17 protein-coding genes are annotated in these 21027 nt (G+C 71.2%); 14 read left to right on the top strand and 3 right to left on the bottom strand.

What is annotated here, in order from left to right; genetic code table 11:
* Positions 1-263: 263 nt before the first annotated feature.
* Positions 264-1844 (top strand): methylmalonyl-CoA mutase, encoded by a 1581-nt coding sequence (locus ACIQVT_RS11440; RefSeq protein WP_403750794.1) that lies wholly within the window; start codon positions 264-266, stop codon positions 1842-1844.
* A 214-nt stretch (positions 1845-2058) separates the two neighbouring features.
* On the opposite strand, the gene ACIQVT_RS11435 is transcribed toward ACIQVT_RS11440, so the two are convergent.
* The 3 genes from ACIQVT_RS11435 to ACIQVT_RS11425 form a co-directional block, all read right to left on the bottom strand.
* Positions 2059-3249 carry an acyltransferase family protein gene (locus ACIQVT_RS11435; protein WP_403750792.1) on the bottom strand — a complete coding sequence of 397 codons (1191 nt, stop codon included), beginning with the start codon at positions 3247-3249 and terminating at the stop codon, positions 2059-2061.
* Between the two features lie 181 nt (positions 3250-3430).
* Positions 3431-4765 carry a polysialyltransferase family glycosyltransferase gene (locus ACIQVT_RS11430; RefSeq protein ID WP_403750790.1) on the bottom strand — a complete coding sequence of 445 codons (1335 nt, stop codon included), beginning with the start codon at positions 4763-4765 and terminating at the stop codon, positions 3431-3433.
* Complete coding sequence (locus ACIQVT_RS11425) at positions 4762-5739, bottom strand: glycosyltransferase family 2 protein (protein WP_403750788.1); 978 nt, start codon at positions 5737-5739, stop codon at positions 4762-4764. The genes ACIQVT_RS11430 and ACIQVT_RS11425 overlap by 4 nt, the downstream gene beginning before the upstream one ends.
* A gap of 198 nt (positions 5740-5937) precedes the next feature.
* Here ACIQVT_RS11425 and ACIQVT_RS11420 point away from each other — a divergent pair, with 198 nt between their 5' ends.
* From ACIQVT_RS11420 to ACIQVT_RS11360, 13 genes are all read left to right on the top strand, one after another.
* On the top strand, positions 5938-7260 hold the full coding sequence (locus tag ACIQVT_RS11420) for a DUF6716 putative glycosyltransferase (RefSeq protein WP_403750786.1): 1323 nt from the start codon (positions 5938-5940) through the stop codon (positions 7258-7260).
* 23 nt (positions 7261-7283) lie between these two features.
* Positions 7284-8546 carry a cytidylyltransferase domain-containing protein gene (locus ACIQVT_RS11415; RefSeq protein WP_403750784.1) on the top strand — a complete coding sequence of 421 codons (1263 nt, stop codon included), beginning with the start codon at positions 7284-7286 and terminating at the stop codon, positions 8544-8546.
* A gap of 11 nt (positions 8547-8557) precedes the next feature.
* A complete protein-coding gene (locus ACIQVT_RS11410) occupies positions 8558-9496 on the top strand; it encodes an N-acetylneuraminate synthase family protein (RefSeq protein WP_403750782.1) in 939 nt (312 codons plus the stop codon).
* Between the two features lie 47 nt (positions 9497-9543).
* The gene (locus ACIQVT_RS11405) at positions 9544-10650 is read left to right on the top strand and encodes a hypothetical protein (protein WP_403750780.1); all 1107 of its coding nucleotides are present in this window, start codon (positions 9544-9546) and stop codon (positions 10648-10650) included.
* A 95-nt stretch (positions 10651-10745) separates the two neighbouring features.
* Positions 10746-11195 carry a hypothetical protein gene (locus ACIQVT_RS11400; protein ID WP_403750778.1) on the top strand — a complete coding sequence of 150 codons (450 nt, stop codon included), beginning with the start codon at positions 10746-10748 and terminating at the stop codon, positions 11193-11195.
* A gap of 10 nt (positions 11196-11205) precedes the next feature.
* A complete protein-coding gene (locus ACIQVT_RS11395; RefSeq protein ID WP_403750776.1) occupies positions 11206-13026 on the top strand; it encodes an alpha/beta hydrolase in 1821 nt (606 codons plus the stop codon).
* 15 nt (positions 13027-13041) lie between these two features.
* Complete coding sequence (locus ACIQVT_RS11390) at positions 13042-13572, top strand: hypothetical protein (protein WP_403750774.1); 531 nt, start codon at positions 13042-13044, stop codon at positions 13570-13572.
* 264 nt (positions 13573-13836) lie between these two features.
* On the top strand, positions 13837-15072 hold the full coding sequence (locus tag ACIQVT_RS11385; protein WP_403750772.1) for an amidohydrolase: 1236 nt from the start codon (positions 13837-13839) through the stop codon (positions 15070-15072).
* 290 nt (positions 15073-15362) lie between these two features.
* Positions 15363-16415 (top strand): BMP family protein, encoded by a 1053-nt coding sequence (locus ACIQVT_RS11380; RefSeq protein ID WP_403750770.1) that lies wholly within the window; start codon positions 15363-15365, stop codon positions 16413-16415.
* Positions 16416-16615: 200 nt separating this feature from the next.
* Positions 16616-18142 carry an ABC transporter ATP-binding protein gene (locus tag ACIQVT_RS11375; protein ID WP_403750955.1) on the top strand — a complete coding sequence of 509 codons (1527 nt, stop codon included), beginning with the start codon at positions 16616-16618 and terminating at the stop codon, positions 18140-18142.
* Entirely contained in the window at positions 18139-19266 is a 1128-nt protein-coding gene (locus ACIQVT_RS11370; RefSeq protein WP_403750768.1) for an ABC transporter permease, read from the top strand. Before ACIQVT_RS11375 ends, ACIQVT_RS11370 begins: the two co-directional genes overlap by 4 nt.
* On the top strand, positions 19263-20549 hold the full coding sequence (locus tag ACIQVT_RS11365) for an ABC transporter permease (RefSeq protein ID WP_403750766.1): 1287 nt from the start codon (positions 19263-19265) through the stop codon (positions 20547-20549). The genes ACIQVT_RS11370 and ACIQVT_RS11365 overlap by 4 nt, the downstream gene beginning before the upstream one ends.
* Entirely contained in the window at positions 20546-20950 is a 405-nt protein-coding gene (locus ACIQVT_RS11360; RefSeq protein ID WP_403750764.1) for a cytidine deaminase, read from the top strand. Before ACIQVT_RS11365 ends, ACIQVT_RS11360 begins: the two co-directional genes overlap by 4 nt.
* Positions 20951-21027 lie beyond the last annotated feature (77 nt).

Here is a 21027-nt window from a genome sequence, read left to right as displayed (position 1 = left end):
TTTTTGCGTGTCTTTGTTTTCTTTTGGTGGTTTGGGTGTGGGGTGCGGGGCGGGGGGGCGGGGGGCCCCCCCCCCCCGGGGGGCGCCGCGGGGCGGGGGGGGGGGCCCCCCCCCCCCCCCCCCCCCCCCCCCCCGCCCCGCAACCTCCTCACCCTCCCGGCCCCCGCCGGCCCCTCCTCGCCCCACTCCCACGACGCTCCCCGCGTGACCGGCGCCGGACCACGGTGCATGGTGAGGGGTAGTGGTCGTACCGCGGAGGCATCATGGCGCGTGAGTCGGAGTCGGGCCTGCCGATCCAGCCGGTCTACGGGCCGGCCGAGCTGACCGGCTGGGACCCCGACGGGAAACTGGGCGTCCCGGGCGCCTATCCCTTCACCCGCGGCGTGTACCCGACCATGTACACCGGCCGTCCCTGGACCGTGCGCCAGTACGCGGGCTTCGGCACGGCCGCGGAGTCCAACGCCCGCTACCGCCGGCTGATCGCCCACGGCACCACCGGTCTCTCCGTCGCCTTCGACCTGCCCACCCAGATGGGCCACGACTCCGACGCGCCCCTCGCGCACGGCGAGGTCGGCCGGGTCGGCGTCGCCATCGACTCGGTCGAGGACATGCGGGCACTGTTCGACGGCATCCCGCTGGACCGCGTCTCGACGTCCATGACGATCAACGCGCCCGCCGCGCTGCTGCTGCTCCTCTACCAGCTGGTGGCCGAGGAGCAGGGCGTCCCGGCGGACAGGCTGACCGGCACCGTGCAGAACGACGTGCTGAAGGAGTACATCGCGCGGGGCACCTACATCTTCCCGCCCCGGCCCTCGCTGAGGCTGACGGCGGACATCTTCCGGTACTGCGCCGCCGAGATCCCGAGGTGGAACACCATCTCGATCTCCGGCTACCACATGGCCGAGGCGGGCGCGAGCCCCGTCCAGGAGATCGCCTTCACCCTCGCCGACGGCATCGAGTACGTCCGCACGGCGATCGCGGCGGGTATGGACGTCGACGGCTTCGCGCCCCGCCTGTCCTTCTTCTTCGTGGCCCGCACGACCCTGCTGGAGGAGGTCGCCAAGTTCCGCGCGGCGCGGCGGATCTGGGCGCGGGTGATGAGGGACGACTTCGGCGCCCGGAACCCGAAGTCGCTGATGCTCCGCTTCCACACGCAGACCGCCGGGGTGCAGCTGACGGCCCAGCAGCCGGAGGTGAACCTGGCCCGCGTCACCGTCCAGGCCCTGGCCGCGATCCTCGGCGGCACCCAGTCCCTGCACACCAACTCCTACGACGAGGCGCTCGCCCTGCCTACCGAGCGCAGCGCCCGGCTGGCGCTGCGGACGCAGCAGGTGCTCGCCCACGAGACGGACGTGACGGCGACGGTGGACCCCTTCGCCGGCTCCTACGCGGTCGAGCGGATGACGGACGACATCGAGGAGGCCGCCCTGGACCTGATGCGGCGGGTGGAGGACATGGGCGGCGCGGAGGCGGCGATCGAGCGGGGTTTCCAGAAGGCCGAGATCGAACGGAACGCGTACCGCATCGCCCGGGAGACCGAGTCAGGCGAGCGGGTCGTCGTCGGCGTCAACCGCTTCCGGCTGGACGAGGAGGAGCCGTACGAGCCGCTGCGGGTCGACCCGGCGATCGAGGCGCGGCAGGCCGAACGGCTGGCCACGCTGCGGGCCGGGCGGGACCGGCGGGCGGTGGACTCGGCACTGGACGCGCTGAAGAAGGCGGCCGAGGGGGAGGACAACGTGCTGTACCCGATGCGGGAGGCGCTGCGCGGCCGGGCGACGGTCGGCGAGGTGTGCGGGGCGCTCCGCCAGGTCTGGGGCAGCCACACACCCCCCGACACCTTCTGAGTCGGACGAGCACGGCGGTCCCGATCGGTCCCGTGGCCCCGGACTGTCCCGGCGCACCCGGTCGTCCCGGACCGTCCTGGGGGTTCCGTGGTCCGGGCGGCCCCAGGGGTCCGGGCGGCCCCAGGGGTCCTGGCGGTCCCGAACCCTCCTGGGGATCCCGGTGGTCCGGGGGCCCCGGTGGTCCCAGACGGGTCGGGCGGTCCCGGACGCGTGGTCAGCGGCCAGGTCCGCCGGACGCCGGGGCGGCGGGTTCCCGGGTGGACGTCGGTGCCCCGGCTTTCTTCAACGCCCTCCTGAGACGGGGACCGAAAGGTTTCTCCACCCACCGGTGGATCAGCCACGCCAGCAGCAGCATGCCGAGCACGGTCACGGCGAGCGTCGGCCACGGCGGCAGGCCCAGTCCCCGGTGCAGCACCCGGATGACGAACCAGCCCAGGTGCTCGTGCACCAGGTAGAACGGGTAGGTCAGCGCGCCCGCCGTGACCAGCCAGGGCCAGGAGGCCCAGCGCGTCCAGCCCAGTGCCACGGCGGCCACCGCCGCGAAGGCGAGGGTGACGATGCCCAGGATGACGTGCGGGTCCCGGTGGAGGCCGCCGTGCGCGCCGGGGTGCCACAGGCCACTGGTGGCGGTGCTCTGCCCGAGCAGCCAGGACACCGCGACGATGCCCCACAGCAGCAGGTCGCTGCCGAAGCGATGGATCAGGTAGAGGGCCAGGCCGCCGACGAAGAAGGGGGCGTACTCCGGCACGAGCAACTGGTCCGTGAGCGCGTTGCCGGAGGTCCGGCTGACCGCCGCCGCCAGCGTCCACAGGCAGCAGAACACCACGACCCGCCGGTAGGTGACGCCGCGTACGACGACGAAGAGGGCGAACAGCGCGTAGAACCGCACCTCGACCCAGAGCGTCCAGCACACGCCGAGGACGCGGGTGACGCCCATCGGCTGCTGGAGCATCGTCAGGTTCACGAGGAACTCGTCCGTGCGCACCGGGTGGACCACGACGGGCAGGACGAAGGCCGCCGCGGTGACCAGGACGAGGGCGACCCAGTAGGCGGGGTAGAGACGCGAGACGCGGGAGCGGAAGAAGTCGCCGAGGGTGCGTCCCCAGCTGCTCATGCAGATGACGAAGCCGCTGATGACGAAGAAGAACTGCACGCCCAGGCAGCCGTAGGCCGCCGCCCGGGACAGGGTCGGGAAGACGTGGTCCGGGCTCTGGTGCCAGGACGCCGAGACCGGGCCGCCGCGGCCGGCGTAGTGGTACAGGCAGACCATCAGGGCGGCCACGAGCCGCAGGCCGTCCAGGGCGAGCAGGCGGCCGCGGTCCTGGCGGCGGCCGGGGACGGGCGGGGCGGGAGCCGTCCCGGGCACCGGCGGAGCGTCGGTGAGCGTGGTGGGCGAAGGAGGCATGATGCTCGGTATCTTCCCGAACAAACGTTGCCTCGCTCGGATATTCATGTGAATTTCCGTGGCACGTCGAGCGGTATTTCCGCCGCGCGGGCACCGTTCACCCGGCCACCCCCGTCCGTCAACCCGTTCTTCTTCTTTCCTTACCGTTCGATTCGCGGGCGGACGGAATCGAGCGTCGTATTCAGCGCCGTACGGTCCGGCGCAGACTGCGCGCTTTGCGCGCCACCCGGCGGACCGTCGCATTGCGCGGAATGAACGCCAGCTGCGCGGGCACCCCGCCGGGCAGGGCGAGCGCGGTCAGCCGCCTGCGCTTGAAATAGCGCAGCGTCCGCTCGTCCAGGTTCCGGCCCAGCCAGCTCTCCGTCTCCGCGCGCAGCCCCGGCAGGATCTTCGGCTGCATCGCGAAGCCCACCGCGCGCACCAGCGCGCCCAGCGTCGCCACGTCCGTGCCCCGGCGCTGCGCGGCGACGGCCGCCCGGTCGGTCAGGTCGGGCAGCAGCGCGTCCACGACGGTCACCGGCACGCGGTTGCTGTTCTCGTACGGCGTCAGTCGCTCCAGCAGCAGCTCGGTGCCCAGTCGGGCGACGGGCAGGCCGTACAGCGCGGAGGCCGTGAGCAGGGCGGTGGAGAAGCAGCCGACGACCAGCGCGGGACGCATCCGTTGGTACAGCACCTCCGCGAGCACCGGAGTGTCCAGGACGGTCAGCTCCACCTCCAGCCGCTCCGCCTCCGCCTCCAGCGAGCGGGTGAAGCGGGCCGGGGCGGACGGGTGCGGCTTGAACACCACTCTGCGGTGTCCGAGCGCGGCCACGCCCCGCACCATCCGCACGTGCAGGTCCTCCTCCTGCTCGGCGGTGAGGATGTCCAGCGCGGACAGGTACTGGCCGAGCAGCAGCGCGGGCTCCGCGATCTCCGGCAGCCCCTCGCCGGAGGCGGCCAGGGCGGCGAGGACCTTGGTGAAGGCGGGCGACGGCACGATCGCGCCGGGCACGCCGAACTCGGTGAGCAGCAGCGGCGCCAGGCCCGGCACCAGGTCCAGGTGCAGGACGCGGTCCACCCGGGTGCCGACCAGCGGGTCGATCTTGTTACGGGTGGGGCCGTAGCTCATCAGGCCGTCGGCGTAGACGGTGACCGGGGCGCCGGTGAAGATCTGCGCGAGCGCCAGCGACGGGTTGACCTGGATCGACTCGACCGCCAGCTCGACGTCGTCGGTGCCGAGCCGCCACTCGTGGCGCAGGTAGCGCTCCCACAGCGGCAGGTCGTCCCCGCGGGGGGACCAGCCGCCCGGGTGGAACGGGAAGATCGCCGCGTTGTACGACACCACGTCGTCGAACCGGTCGCGCAGCACCTCGAACCCCGGCATCTCGTCCAGGGCGGGGGAGGTCTCGGGTGTGGCCGCGTTGTTGCAGACCAGGAGTATGCGCCGGTCGGCCGGGCGGAAGCAGCCGGAGTCGAGGGCGGCGGCGAGCGTGGCCGTGCCGTACAGCGTCGACGCCTGGAAGATCTGGGTGGTCACGCGGCGGCTCCCGCGGGGGTGGGGCGGCGGCGCAGCCGGCGCAACCGGGTGGCGCGCTGGAGGTCCATGGAGTCCAGTGCCTCGTCGAGCACGTCCTGCGGCATGCGCCGCAGGGCGGCGGCGCTCAGGGACTTGAGTTGCTTGGCCACCACGGGCTCGAACCTCTCGATGGATCCCAGGTGATGGGAGATGATCGCGCAGTAGGTGCGAACGGCCTTCGGCAGCAGCGTGCCGGCCTCCCGGTCGGCCGCGGTCTCGGCGACGACCTGGTCGAAGGCGCGGATGAAGTCGAGCTGCCGGACGTCACCGATCTGGGTGAGCGACGAGGCGACCCCGCGCCGGTAGAACACGCCGAGCAGGCCGACCGCGGCGAACGACTCCGCCTCCCGGTGCAGCTTCCAGATCCACGGCCGGTCCTCGGCGGTGCGCAGCCCGTCGGTGAAGTGCAGCAGCCCCTTGTCCACGAGCCGGCGGTGGTAGACGCCCGCCCAGGCGAAGGCGTAGTCCACCGACGTGGAGCGGTCGGCGGGCAGGATCGCCGCGCGCGGGTCCAGCACCGTGTTCCGCCGGCCCACCGGCACCCGGTGCACGCTGCGCGACCGGCCGGTGCACTGCACGTGGTCGGTGCGCAGGAAGTCGCACCCCAGTTCCTCGATGGCGGTGACCAGCCGGTCGAGGTAGCCGGCGGCGAGCCAGTCGTCGCCGTCCAGGAATGTCAGGTACTCGCCGCGCGCCCGGTCGATACCGGTGTTGCGCGCGGTCGCCAGCCCTCCGTTCCGCTCGTGCCGGACCAGGACCGCGCCCGGCAGCTCGCGCTCCGCGTGCGCGAGGATCTCTGGTGTCCCGTCGCGGGAGCAGTCGTCGACGAGAATGAATTCGAAGTCCTCACGCGCATTCGCCTTCAGGCTTCTGAGCGTGTCGGGCGCGTATTGCCGCACGTTGTAGAACGGCACGATGACGGAGAGCTTGACCACGTCAGGGACGTTAGGGCGCGGCCCGTCATTCGTCTTGACCGTCCGCTTGACACCCGGTGAACGGCGCATGGCGAACCTGTGAACCAGGCCTTTTCCGTGCCGGACGGCGGCCCGGTTCCCCATTCGGCGATGTGCTGTTAACCGTTTGTTGCACTCGGGTTGGGCGGGACCTCGAAATGGCTTCCTAGCGTCTTCGGTGTGCCAGCAAGTGCAACGAAGTCACTCCGGGTCGCCGTTCTCGCGGACTCCGACACCCGGTGGAAGTGGGGCGCGCTCACCGCGCGCCGGCTCGCTCCGCCGGCTGCCGAGGTCCGGCTCGACGGCTACCTCCTGCGAGGGCGCGCCACCCCGACCGCCCGCCAGCTGACCGAGATCGGCGTCCCCGCGGACTCCCTCCGCGAGGTCACCGCCGTCGAGTTCCTGCGGGCGATGACCGAGGACCCGGGCGAGCCGTACGACGTCCTCGTCCTCGCCCTGGTCGGCGGCGGCGTGCAGGCCGTACTGCACGGGCTGAGGAACGCCTGGGGCGCCGGGAGGCGGCCCGTCGTCGTCACCGGGTACGTCGGTGTCGTCTACGAGAAGCTCGCCGACGGGCTGCTGCTGCGGCACGGCGCGGACCTCGTCCTCGCCAACTCCCGCCACGACGCGGAGCGGTTCCGGGCCGTGTACGAGGGGGTCGGGGCGGACGCCTCGGCCATCACGGAGGTCGCGCTGCCCTTCCTCGGCGGCGCCCCGCACACCGGCGGGGGCGAGCCCCGCACCGTCGTGTTCGCCGCTCAGCCGTCCGTCCCGGACAACCGCCGGGACCGCGCCTACCTGCTCGACCGGCTCATCGGGCACGCCCGCAGGCACCCGGACCGCGAGGTGCTGCTCAAACTGCGCTCCCGGCCCGGCGAACACACCACCCACATCGAGGAAGTGCCGTACCAGAAGCTGGCCCAGGGCATCGACCTGCCCGCCAACCTGCGCCTGGTGTACGGGCACATGGGGGACGTGCTGGACCGTACCGACCTGCTGGTCACGGTCAGCTCCACGGCCGCTCTGGAGGCCCTGCACCGCCGGGTGCCGACGGCCGTCCTCACCGACCTCGGGGTGCGCGAGGCGCTCGGCAACCACCACTTCACCGGCTCCGGCTGCCTCGCCTCCTGGAACCAGCTCGACGCCGGGCACCTGCCGGTGCCGGACGAGGAATGGGTGGCCCGGCAGGGCGTCGCCGCCGGCGAGGAGTCGTACGCCACCGCGTTCGACGCGGCCCGCGCGCGCATCGCCGAGCTGCTGGACCGCTCGGGCCGGCTGCCCCCGCTGAACCCCTACTACACCCCCGAGACCGCGCCCGGCTACCTGCCGGGCATCCTCGCCCGCCACCACCTCGGCCCCGACGGCGCCCCGCTGCCCGGCGCGCCCGCCGCCGACAGGGCGCCCGGACCCGTCCGGCAGATCGTGCGCCGGGCGGCGCGCGGCGCCTACCGGCACGGCGTCCAGCGGGTCGCCCCGGTGATCCGGCGGATGGGCGAGCTGTGACCTCTTCCCAAGGAGTAGACCCCATGTCCCACTCGGAAGCGGGCCCGGGAACCCCGGTCCGCCGGGTGCTCGCGGTGATCCCCGCGCGCGGCGGCTCCAAGGGCGTCCCCGCGAAGAACCTCGCCCCCGTCGGCGGTGTCCCGCTGGTGGCGCGCGCGGTGCGCGAGTGCCGGGCGGCCCGGCTGGTCACCGACGTCGTCGTCTCCACCGACGACCGGGCCATCGCCACCGCGGCCCGCGAGGCCGGCGCCGAGGTGGTGCTGCGGCCCGCCGCCATCGCCGGCGACACGGCCACCTCCGAGGCCGCCGTCCTGCACGCCGTGGACACCCACGAGGCACTGCACGGTGCCCCCGTCGACGTGGTGCTCCTGGTGCAGTGCACCAGCCCCTTCCTGGTCCGTGAGGACATCGACGGCGTGGCCGCCGCCGTCGCCGAGGACGGCGCCGACACCGCGGTCACCGTCGCCCCCTTCCACGGCTTCGTCTGGCGCGACGGCGACGGTGACGGGGCCGGCGAGGGCGACGGGGCCGGCGCGGCAGCCGCCGGCGGCCACGGCGTCAACCACGACAAGTCCTTCCGCCCCCGCCGCCAGGACCGCCCCCAGGACCTGCTGGAGACCGGCGCCGCCTACGCGATGGACGTGGCCGGTTTCCGCGAGCACCGGCACCGCTTCTTCGGCCGCACCGAGCTGGTCCGCACCGACCCGGCCCGGGTGCTGGAGATCGACGACCCGCACGACCTGGCCCGCGCCCGCGCCCTCGCCCCGCTGTTCGACGCGGACCGGCCCGGCGCGCTGCCGACCGCCGACGACATCGACGCGGTCGTACTCGACTTCGACGGCACCCAGACCGACGACCGGGTGCTGATCGACTCCGACGGACGGGAGTTCGTCGCCGTGCACCGCGGCGACGGCCTCGGCGTCGCCGCCCTCCGCAGGAGCGGGCTGCGGATGCTGATCCTGTCCACGGAACAGAACCCGGTCGTCGCCGCCCGCGCACGCAAGCTGCGCATCCCCGTGCTGCACGGCATCGACCGCAAGGACCTCGCGCTGAAGCAGTGGTGCGAGGAGCAGGGCATCGCGCCGGAGCGCGTGCTCTACGTCGGCAACGACGTCAACGACCTCCCGTGCTTCGCCCTCGTCGGCTGGCCCGTGGCGGTCGCGAGCGCCCACGACGTCGTACGCGGCGCCGCACGCGCGGTCACCACCGTTCCCGGCGGTGACGGCGCGATCCGGGAGATCGCCAGCTGGATCCTCGGCCCCTCTCTCGATTCCCTCCCCAAGTAAGGAACACCCTGATGAGCACCAACTCCCGTATGCGCACCTTCGGTTCCCGCGAGGCCGGCCCCGGCCGCCCCGTCTACATCACCGGTGAGATCGGCATCAACCACAACGGTGAGCTGGAGAACGCCCTCAAGCTGATCGACGTGGCCGCCGAGGCCGGCTGCGACGCCGTGAAGTTCCAGAAGCGCACCCCGGAGATCTGCACCCCGCGCGACCAGTGGGACATCGAGCGCGACACCCCCTGGGGGCGGATGACCTACATCGACTACCGCCACCGCGTGGAGTTCGGCGAGGACGAGTACCGCCGGATCGACGAGTACTGCAAGGAGAAGGGGATCGCCTGGTTCGCCTCCCCGTGGGACACCGAGGCCGTCGCCTTCCTGGAGAAGTTCGACGTCCCCGCCCACAAGGTGGCCAGCGCCTCCCTGACCGACGACGAGCTGCTGCGCGCCCTGCGCGCCACCGGCCGCACCGTCATCCTCTCCACCGGCATGTCCACCCCGAGGCAGATCCGCCACGCGGTCGAGGTCCTCGGCTCGGACAACATCCTTCTCTGCCACGCCACCTCCACCTACCCGGCCAAGGCCGAGGAGCTGAACCTCCGCGTGATCAACACGCTGGAGAAGGAGTACCCGAACGTCCCGATCGGCTACTCCGGCCACGAGACCGGCCTCCAGACCACGCTGGCCGCCGTCGCCCTCGGCGCCGCCTTCGTCGAGCGCCACATCACCCTGGACCGCGCCATGTGGGGCTCCGACCAGGCCGCCTCCGTCGAGCCGCAGGGCCTGACCCGCCTGGTCCGCGACATCCGCACCATCGAGGCCTCCCTCGGCGACGGCGTCAAGAAGGTCTACGACTCCGAGCTGGGCCCCATGAAGAAGCTGCGCCGCGTCGCCGGCGCCGTCGCCGAGGCGGAGATCGCCGCGGCCGCGGGCGAGCCGGTCTCGGTCTGACCGCCCTGACCGCCTTACTGCCCTACGACGGGACGGTCGTACGCACGATGAGCCCCCGCGCCGGTCGCACCGGCCACCCCGCCCAGACGCTCGCCTTCGTGGAGAGCCCGGTACAGCTGCTGAACGTACTGGAGTGGGCCCACGCCCACGGCCCGCACGGCGCCGCCGGGCGGGACCGGCCGGGCCCGGCCGGCGCGCAGCTCACCCTCGTCGTCCTGTCCCCGACCGACCCCATGACCCGGGGCCAGCTGCGCCGCATGGCCGACCTGGCCCGGGACGAGGGGTACCGGGTGCGCTGGGAGGAGGCGCGGGGCGGCACCACCGCCCCCTTCCACACCATCGGCGGCCTCGCCGGCCCGCTGCGCCGCGCCGAGCGGATCGTGATGGGCGACCCCTTCTCCCGCTACGTCCAGCTCCTGCTGACCATCACCCGCGCCCGCGACCTCGTGGTCGTGGACGACGGCACCGCGACGATGGAGTTCGTCGCCCAGCTCGCCCGCGGGGAGCGGCTGGTCCGCTGGCACCGCAAGGGCGGCCGTCCCGGCGCCCGGGACCTGCTCTTCGCGCCCGTGTCGTCCTCCGCCCGCCGCCGGCTCACCCCCGGCGGGCGCCGCCGAGTCGAGGTGTTCTCCTCCATGCCGGTGACCGAGGCCCCGGACGGTGTCGCCGTCACCGCCAACGACTTCGCCTGGACCCGCGCCCGCTTCGGCCCGCCCCGGCTCACCCGGGGCGCGGACCTGGTCGGCACATCCCTGGTGGAGACCGGCGTCGTCGACGGCGACCGCTACCTGACGGCCGTCCGCGACCTGGCCGCGGCCCACGGCGCCACCCGCTACTTCGCCCACCGCCGCGAGAGCGCCGCCAAACTGCACCGGCTGGCCACCGAGACCGGCCTGGAGGTCGTCCGCCCCGACCTCCCGCTGGAGCTGATCGCCCGGCGCGGCCCGATCGGCCGTACCGTCCTCAGCTTCCCGTCGACGGTCGTCCACACCCTCCCGCTGGCCCTGGCCGGCACCGGCGTCCGCGTCGCGGTCTGCGACATCGACCCCAGCTGGCTCACCGACACCGCCTCCCCCCGCGCCCAGGGCTTCCTCTCCGGCGTCACAGGCACAGCCCGAAACATCCACCGCCTCCCGGCCACGGGACAGGCGTAGCCCCCAAGCGATTTGATTTTCCCCCTCACCCGTGGCGAGCATGGCGGATGCCGGCGGGGGATGCCGGCAACGGGGAAACGGGGAGGACCAGACGTATGGCCTGGGACGAGTGGGAGCACTTGAAAGCGGACGCGGCGGCCCGCGGCTCCACCCACACGCAGTTGAATCATGTGCCGATGGATCCGGGTGGCAGCGGTGCATCCGGGAAGCTGAAGTCGGACAAGAAGACCTGGACGAAGGCCGGTGAGGACACCCGGGGCCTCCGGGGCGACATCGGCAAGGCGCTGGGCAAGCTGGACGACGGGCAGGCGGGGCTCGGCGACACCGCGGGCTGCCTTTCCGCGGCGGCGCAGGAAGAGCTGTACGAGTCGTGGAAGAAGTACGTCGGTGACGTGCGGAGCCGTGCCGGCGAACTCGGTGGGGTGATGGAGCGGTCCGGACACGACCTGGCGAAGACGGACGGCGACGTCAAGGCAGAGCTGGACAAGCTGCGGATCAAGTACCAGGACACCGAGGCCGTCGGCGGCCGGGCGAAGGGCCGGTGACGGGCGGGTCATGGACATCGCGACGCTGAAGGCCCTCAAGCCCACGGAGTATCAGCAGGCCGCCGACGGGTATCGCGCTACGAGCGACATGGCGAGCACCGCGAAGGACGAGGTCGAGAACCGGATCTCCGCCAGCATTCGTAACCAGCTCAGGGGTGATGCGGCGGACGCTGCCCTGCGGGAACTGAAGGAGCTGGGGAAGAACTTCCACTACATCCAGACCGAGTGCGCGCTGGCCGCCACGGCATTGAACGGTTTCGCCTTCGACATGGCCGCGGCCAGGAAGAAGCTGGAGGCGGCGCTCGAGGACGCGCAGGCGGCCGGCTGCACGGTGGGCGCGGACGGGTCGGTGTCGTTTCCCGCCGGCGGCAAGGAGACCGACGGGAAGGTGCCCGAGGGCGGCACCGTGTCGCCGTCGTCCAGCACGACCGACCCGACGGCGGCGGCGATCGAACGCCAGGCCGTGAACATGCACCCGAACCCGAACTTCGGCAAAGCCGTCGGATTCGCGAACCGTATCGGCGACGCGGTGCGGGAGGCCACGGAGGCGGACGCCAAGTGGGCACCGAAGCTGCGGACGCTGAAGGCCGACGACGATCTGGTGGTCTCCGACCGGGACTGGGCGGATGTGAAGTCGGACCAGGACGCAGTGGGCGACGCCGGCAAGAAGTACCTGGCCTCTCTTCCGCAGCCACCCAGGGACGGCAGCCCGAAGGACAACGCGGCGTGGTGGAAGGGGCTGGACGACGGGCAGAGGTCGGCCTACATCTCCCTGCACCCCGACTCCGTGGGGGCCATGGACGGCCTGCCCTCCACGGTCCGCGACGAGGCCAACCGTGTGGTCCTCGACGAGACCCGGGCCCGCTACCAGCTGGAACTCGACTCCCTGCCGAAGCAGCCCATGAACGAGTGGACCTACATAGCCTCCAACGGCTGGGCCTCCAAGGTGCACACCGACGAATACATGGACTGGTACAACAAGTACGGCGAGCGCTACGACCACCTCACCAAGGCGCTCAACGGCATGAAGAGCATCCAGGAGCGCTTCGACAAGACCGGTGAGCGGGGGCTCCCCGAGGCCTACCTGCTGGGATTCAGCGCCGATGACGACGGCCGCGCGATCGTGGCCAACGGAAACCCGGACACCGCGGACCACCAGGCCGTCTACGTGCCCGGTACGACGTCGGACCTGAACGGTATCGGCGGCAACATCAACCGGATGGCCGATGTCTGGCGCCGGGCCGACAACGAGGCCGATGGCAAGGCCGTCTCCACGATCACCTGGCTCGGCTACGACGCACCGGACGATGTCGTCAAGGACGCACCGTTCGAGCATTACGCCTATGACGGTGCTCCGGCCTTCAATAAGTTCCTGGACGGACTCGAAGCGTCACACACCGGTGACACGCCCCCGCACCGGACCCTGATCGGCCATTCGTACGGATCGACCCTGATCGGCGCCGCCGCTCAGAAGGGCACGCTCAACGCGGACGACATCATCTTCGCCGGCAGTCCCGGCGTCAAAGTGTCGGGCGCTGACGAGTTGGACGTTCCCAAGGGGCACGTGTGGAACGAGGAGGGTGGCTCGGACCCGGTTCCGGACATCGGCCGCTACGGCCATGGCGGTGACGGCTTCGTCATCCCGAGCGACCCGGACTTCGGCGCGAATCAGATGGTGACGGACACGCATGGCCACGGTGGGTACTGGAACGCCGGCTCCAAGAGCCTGTTGAACCAGGCGCTGGTCGTCGTCGGTAGGGGCGACGACGTGAAGCTGAAGCCGCAGCCCGATACCTTCGACCCGCCCGGTTACTGGGCGCGTGTGAAGTAGGAGAGACACCCTGACATGAAGATCAGACTGAGCACCTTCGCGGTCGCCCTGCCCCTCGTACTCACCACCCTCACCGGATGCGGCATGACTGACAAAGAGACCGACGACGTCCCTTCCGCCGGTACCAGCACCTCTAGTGACGCCGCCGACGCGTTGGAGAAGATATCCAGCGGCATCTACGACCTGATCGAGGTCAAGGGCAAAGCCTCCGACAGCCGCGCGGGCGTGGAGGAGTGTCCCGGCAAGGACAGCGACACGTACTTCAAGGTGTTCCACCCGTGGAGCTTCTACCCCACGTCGCCCAGCGATCTCGACGCTGCCATGGAACAGCTCAAGGAACGACTGCCGAAGCACGGCTGGAAGATCGTCGAGTACGGGCCGGACACCAGCAGGAACAGGAACATCGTCCTGATCGCCGACAACGACGCGGAGAAGGCCGGCGTGCACATCGCCAAGATGCCGAAGAGAGAGCGGCCCAAGCTCGACCTGACTGTCGTCTCCGGTTGCTACAAGGTGCCCGAAGGCCAGAAGGTCGAGTACTTCTAGCGACTGCGCGTGGACTCGCCCCGTCGCGCCGGAACGGCGGCCCCTCGGCCGGTGGGCCGTCCGGGGGTCCGGTTTGTGGACATGGCGCGCGTGAGACCCGTGAGGCGTGGTATGCGTGGAAGGAGGAAAAAGATGTCCTACCCAACAGAGTCCGCCGCCATGCGCCCGACGGTCAGATTTTATCCCCCTAACGGGCTGAACTTTTGTTGAACAAGGGGTAGTTGACCGGCCGGGCGTCCTACCCTTCAGAGGGTGAAGCAATTGATGTCCTCAGAGTCCGAGGCCGGCCTCCCGGGCGATGTGCTCCCCGGCGTGCTGAGCGAGTCCCTGCACGCCGAACTGGTCGCGTTCCGGCGCGACTTGCACATGCACCCGGAGCTGGGCAACCAGGAGTTCCGCACGACCGCCGCGATCAAGGAGCGGCTGGAGCGGGCCGGTCTGCGACCCCGTGTCCTCGCCACCGGAACCGGACTCGTCTGTGACATCGGGCTCACACACGGTGAGCGACCGGCCGTACCCCTGCTCGCGCTCCGCGCCGACATCGACGCCCTGCCCATCCCGGACACCAAGGCGGACTGCGCCTACCGGTCGACCGTGCCCGACCGGGCGCACGCCTGCGGCCACGACGTCCACACGACCGTCGTCCTCGGCGCCGGCCTCGTCCTCGCCGACCTGCACGCCAAGGACCTGCTGCCCCGCCCGGTGCGCCTGATCTTCCAGCCCGCCGAGGAGGTCCTGCCCGGCGGCGCCCTGAGCGCCATCGAGGACGGCGCGCTGACCGACGTGGGTCGCATCCTCGCCGTGCACTGCGACCCCCGGGTGGACGCCGGGCGGATCGGCCTTCGGCACGGCGCGATCACCAGCGCCTGCGACCGGCTGGAGATCGCGCTGGACGGCTCCGGCGGCCACACCGCCCGCCCCCACCTGACCACCGACCTGGTCACCGCCGCCGCCCGGGTCGCCGTCGACGTGCCCGCGCTGATCGCCCGCCGGGTCGACACCCGCGCCGGTCTGGCCCTCACCTGGGGCCGTATCGAGTCGGGCCACGCCCCGAACGTGATCCCGCAGCACGCCGAGCTGTCCGGCACCGTGCGCTGCCTGGACCTGGAGGCGTGGCGGCAGGCGCCCGACATCGTGCACGCGGCCATCGACGAGGTCGCCACGCTGCACCGGGCCAAGTCAGAGATCAACTACGTGCGCGGGGTGCCGCCCGTCGTCAACGACCGGGAGTCCACCGAGGTGCTGCGCCGCGCCATGGTCGCCCGGCGCGGCATGAAGGCCGTGGAGAGCACCGAGCAGAGTCTCGGCGGCGAGGACTTCTCCTGGTACCTGGAGCACGTGCCCGGCGCGATGGCCCGCCTCGGGGTGCGCCGGCCCGGCGAGCGCACGGTGCGTGACCTGCACCAGGGCGATTTCGACGCCGACGAGTACGCGATCACGGTGGGCGTGGAGATGTTCACCGCGGCGGCCTTCCTGGACATGGGCACGGCCCGGGGCTGAGTCCCCGGCGGGTGGGTCGGCTCCCCCGGGGGCCGTCCCCCGGCCCGGCGCAACACGGATACAAGCCAATCGTGCACGGTGCGCGACACGGGCGTGACAGGGCCGCGAGCGCGAGTTCAGGCACTGTTTGCCTCGAATCGATAACGGCTTCGCGAGAGGTGTTTTTCTGACATCTACGCGCGTTACGATGCCGCGAAGCCGACGCCGAAGGGGCGTACCGGCTGGAGCGCCGACACGGTGCTCACATCAAGCGCCGACATGGCGCTCAGGTCAGGTGAAGGAGCCTTCCCGTGCGCCGGGTAGCCAAGCTTTCCGCTGCGTGTATCGCGTCCGCAGCACTCGCAATGACTGCCACAGCCTGTGGCAGCACCTCCTCCGACAACGACAGCCCGTCGTCCTCCGGTGACGGCAAGGGCGTCAAGATCGGCCTCGCGTTCGACGTCGGCGGCCGTGGTGACCGCTCCTTCAACGACTCCGCCGCGCGCGGTGCCGACCAGGCGAAGAAGGAGTTCGGCGGCGGTATCAAGGAGCTGACCGCCAAGACCTCGGACACCGAGGCCGACCGCGAGCAGCGCCTGTCCGACCTGGCGGAGGCCGGCTACAACCCCGTCGTGGGTGTCGGCTACGCCTACGCCGCCTCCATGGCCAAGGTCGCGGCGAAGTACCCGAAGACCAGCTTCGGCATCGTCGACTCGGTCGTGGACGCCAAGAACGTCGACAGCATCAACTTCACCGAGGAGCAGGGCTCCTACCTCGCCGGTGTCGCCGCCGCGCTGAAGACCAAGTCGAAGCACGTCGGCTTCGTCGGCGGTGTCGACGTCCCGCTGATCAAGAAGTTCGAGGCGGGCTACGTCCAGGGCGTCAAGGACACGAACTCCAAGATCAAGGTCGACACCCAGTACCTGTCGCACGGCTCGGACACCTCCGGCTTCGCCAGCCCCGACAAGGGCAAGGAGGCCGCGCAGGGCATGCTGGACAACGGCGCCGACGTCATCTACACGGCGGCCGGCTCCTCCGGCAACGGCGCGATCGAGGCCGTCAGCGGCAAGAAGGGCGCCTGGGCCATCGGCGTCGACTCGGACCAGTACAACATCCCGGGTCTGGCCAAGTACAAGCAGTCGATCCTGACCTCCATGGTCAAGAACGTCGACGTCGGCGTCTACGACTTCATCAAGTCCGTCCACGACGGCAAGCCGCTGACCGGCACCAACAGCTACTCGCTGGCCAAGGACGGCGTGAAGCTGGCCACCAGCGGCGGCTTCATCGGCGACATCCAGGCCAAGCTGGACGCCGCGAAGAAGAAGATCGTCGACGGCTCGATCAAGGTCAAGACCACCCCGTGACCTGACGGGTCCCACCGGACTCGAGGCTCGGCGCGGGGGCACCTCCCGGAGCCCCCGGCCGAGCCATAACAATGTGTCAACTCTACGCGTGTAGCACGGAGTTGCCGCGCTAGCGTCGCCGACGCCTGCCCCCTCCCCGCAGCCCCTTTCCCCGAGGAGAGTGCGCCATCAACGCGTCCAGCCCTCCCGCTGCCGTCGAACTGCGCGGCATCACCAAGCGTTTCCCCGGCGTCGTCGCCAACCGCGACATCGACATCACGGTCCGCACGGGCACCGTCCACGCCCTGTGCGGTGAGAACGGCGCCGGCAAGTCCACCCTGATGAAGATCCTCTACGGCATGCAGCAGCCGGACGAGGGCACCATCACGGTCGCCGGCGAACAGGTCGTCCTCAGCAACCCCGGCGACGCCATCGCCCGCGGCATCGGCATGGTGCACCAGCACTTCATGCTCGCCGACAACCTCACCGTGCTGGAGAACGTCGTCCTCGGCGCGGAGAAGCTGCACGGCATCGGGGGCAAGGCACGCGCCAGGATCACCGAGATCTCCGACGCCTACGGGCTCGGCGTCCGGCCCGACGCCCTGGTCGAGGAGCTCGGCGTCGCCGACCGCCAGCGCGTGGAGATCCTCAAGGTCCTCTACCGCGGTGCCCGCACCCTCATCCTGGACGAGCCCACCGCCGTCCTGGTGCCGCAGGAGGTCGACGCCCTCTTCGCCAACCTGCGCGAGCTGAAGGCCGAGGGCCTCACCGTCATCTTCATCTCCCACAAGCTGGGCGAGGTGCTCTCCGTCGCCGACGAGATCACCGTCATCCGCCGCGGCACCACCGTCGGCACGGTCGAGCCGAAGGGCACCACTCCCCGGCAGCTCGCCGAGCTGATGGTCGGCAGCGAGCTGCCCACGCCGGAGACCGAGGAGTCCACGGTCACCGAGGTGCCGATGCTGACGCTGGACGGCGTGCACCTCACCCAGACCGACCTCGACGGCGTCGAGCGCGTCATCCTGGACGAGATCTCCCTGACCATCCACAAGGGGGAGGTCCTGGGCATCGCCGGTGTGGAGGGCAACGGCCAGTCCGAGCTGGTCGAGGCCATCATGGGCATGCGCCGGCCCGACGCCGGCGTGATCACCCTCGACGGCACCGACATCTCGCAGTCGCCCACCCGCGACCGCCGCGAGGGCGGCATCGGCTACATCCCCGAGGACCGCCACCGCCACGGCCTGCTCCTGGAAGCACCGCTGTGGGAGAACCGCATACTCGGCCACGTCACCGAGCGGCCCAACTCGCGCGGCGGACTGCTCGACCCCAAGGCGGCCCGCGCCGACACCCAGCGCATCGTCGAGGCCTATGACGTGCGCACCCCCGGCATCGACGTCACGGCGGCCTCGCTGTCCGGCGGCAACCAGCAGAAGCTGATCGTCGGCCGCGAGATGAGCCACCACCCCAAGCTGCTGATCGCCGCCCACCCCACCCGCGGTGTGGACGTCGGCGCGCAGGCGGCGATCTGGGACCACATCCGCGAGGCCCGCCGTGAGGGCCTGGCCGTGCTGCTGATCTCCGCCGACCTCGACGAGCTGATCGGCCTCTCCGACACGCTGCGGGTGATGTACCGCGGCCGCCTGGTCGCCGACGCCGACCCCGCCACGATCACCCCCGAAGAGCTGGGCTCCGCCATGACGGGTGCGGCCACCGGGCACCTGGAGCACACAGAGGACGCCGCGCGATGAAGAAGCTGACCTCACGGATCGACAAGGAGCGGATGCTCCTCGGGATCGCGGCGCCGCTGCTGGCGGTCGTCGCCGCGCTCGTCGTCACCGCCCTGGTGATAGCCGCGACCGGCAAGAACCCCGGTCCCGCCTTCCACGACATGATGACCTACGGCTTCGCCAGCGACAGCCAGGTCTTCATCCTGAACAAGGCGACCACCTACTACCTCGCGGGTGTCGCGGTGGCCATCGGCTTCCGCATGAACCTGTTCAACATCGGTGTCGACGGCCAGTACCGGCTCGCCGCGTTCGTCGCCGCCGTCCTCGGCGGGGCGCTCACCGTGCCCGGCTGGCTCGCCATCCCCCTGATCATCATCTGCGCCATGGCGACCGGCGCCCTGTGGGCGGCCATCGCCGGCGTCCTGAAGGTGACCCGCGGGGTCAGCGAGGTCATCGCGACCATCATGCTGAACTCGATCGCCACCGCGATCATCGGCTACCTGCTCCAGCCCGGCAAGCTCGGCCAGCTCGACGAGGCGGGCACCCTCGTCTCCACCAAGCCGCTGCCGTCGTCGGCGCACTTCTTCAACTTCGACACCGGTCCCGCCGGCGTCCTGGACGGCTTCATCGTCGTCGCCGTGGTCGTCGGCCTCGCGTACTGGTTCGTGCTCGGCCGCACCCGGTTCGGCTTCGACCTGCGCACCGTGGGCCAGTCCGAGAGCGCCGCCTCCGCGAGCGGTGTCTCGGTGAAGAAGATGATCGCCACCAGCATGATCATCTCTGGTGCGGTGGCCGGTCTGATCGGCATGCCGACGCTGCTGAACGAGAGCCACCAGTACGACAACAGCTTCCCCAACGGCATCGGCTTCACCGGCATCGCCATCGCGCTGCTCGGCCGCAACAACCCGATCGGCATCGCGCTCGGCGCGCTGCTCTGGGGCTTCCTGGAGCGCACCACCAACCACCTGGAGTTCCAGGGCTACGACAAGGAGATCCTCGGCGTCATCCAGGGCGTCATCGTCCTCTGCGTCGTGATCGCCTACGAGGTCGTACGGCGCTACGGCCTCAAGCGCCAGCAGCAGAAGGTGGGCGCCGAACTGGCCGCCCAGGCCGCCGCGACGAAGAAGCAGGAGGTGGCGCGATGACTGCCACGATGACCGACGCGCCGCCGCCGGCGGCCCCCAGGACGGCGGGCGCCCCCCGGCGCTCCGGCCGCCCCCTGGGCATGACCCTCATGATCGTCGCGGGTGCGCTGCTGCTCCTCGCCGCGGTCCGCGTGATCACCGGCGCCGACCAGCTCGACTCCGCCGGACAGGTCGCCGCCGCCCTCGCCCTCGCCGTCCCGATCGGCCTCGCCGGTCTCGCCGGCCTGTGGTCCGAGCGGGCCGGTGTCGTCAACATCGGCCTCGAGGGCATGATGATCCTCGGCACCTTCGGCGCCGGCTGGATCGGCTGGCAGTCCAGCCCCTGGCTGGGCCTGCTGTGCGGCATCGGCTTCGGTGTCCTCGGCGGCCTGGTGCACGCCGTCGCCACCGTCACCTTCGGCGTCGACCACATCGTCTCCGGTGTCGCCGTCAACCTGCTCGCGCTCGGCGCCACCCAGTACCTCGCCAAGCTGTTCTTCGCCGGTGGCCACGCGGCCGACGCGGGCGGCAACCCCAAGCAGTCCCCGCCCGCGGACTCGCTGCCCGACGTCACCCTCCCCGGACTCTCGGACGCCCTCGCGTCGGTCGAGAAGCACCACTGGTTCCTGGTCTCCGACCTGGCCGGCATCCTCGGCGGCCTGATCACCAACCTGTCCGTGGTGACGGTCCTGGCCGCGCTGCTGTTCGTCGGCAGCTGGTGGCTGCTGTGGCACACCCCGTTCGGACTGCGGCTGCGCTCCTGCGGCGAGAACCCGACCGCCGCGGAGTCGCTCGGCGTCAACGTCTACCGCTACAAGTACGCGGCCGTCGCCGTCTCCGGCGGTCTCGCCGGCCTCGGCGGCGCGTTCCTCGCGCTGGTCACCTCGCACACCTACCTGGAGGGCCAGACCGGGGGCCGCGGCTACATCGGCCTCGCCGCCATGATCTTCGGCAACTGGCGTCCCGGTGGTCTCGCGATGGGCGCGGGCCTGTTCGGCTACTCCGACGCGCTCCAGCTGCGCAACGGCGGCGTCACCGTCCACGCCCTGCTCCTGCTGCTGGTCGTCCTGCTGGCGCTGCTCGCCGGGTGGAAGCTGTACAAGAAGGCGCTGTGGCAGGGCGTGATCAGTGCCGTCATGGCCGCGCTGGTCCTCGTCTGGTACCTGCTGACCGACGAGGTCCCCAGCGACTTCGTGGGCGCCACCCCGTACGTCGTCACCCTGCTGGTGCTGTCGCTGTCGGCGCAGCGCCTGCGGATGCCGAAGGCGGACGGCATGCGGTACCGGAAGGGTCAGGGCAAGTGACGCGGGAAGCAGCCGACTTCGACTGGGAGGCGCTGCGCGCCGAGGCGCGGGAGGCCATGTCCCACGCCTACGCCCCCTACTCCGGCTACCCGGTCGGCGTGGCCGCCCTGGTCGACGACGGCCGCACGGTCACCGGCTGCAACGTCGAGAACGCCTCCTACGGCATCGGCCTGTGCGCCGAGTGCGGCCTGGTCTCCCAGCTCCAGCGCACCGGCGGTGGCCGGCTCACGCACTTCACCTGCGTGGACGGCACCGGCGCCCTGCTGGTCCCGTGCGGCCGCTGCCGCCAGCTGCTCTACGAGTTCGGCGGCCCCGACCTGCTGCTGGACACCCCCGCGGGAGTCCTCCCGCTCGCCGAGATGCTGCCCCAGGCCTTCGGCCCGGACCATCTCACCAAGTAACTCCCGTACGGCCCCCCTGACCCGCTCAGGGGGGCCGTGCACTTCGCACCTCCCGGAAGGAAGCCATCAGCCATGGC

The organism is Streptomyces sp. NPDC100445 (assembly GCF_044759735.1).
In the GTDB taxonomy this organism is placed as follows: Bacteria; Actinomycetota; Actinomycetes; order Streptomycetales; family Streptomycetaceae; genus Streptomyces.
This window is presented reverse-complemented; position numbering and strand designations above follow the sequence as displayed.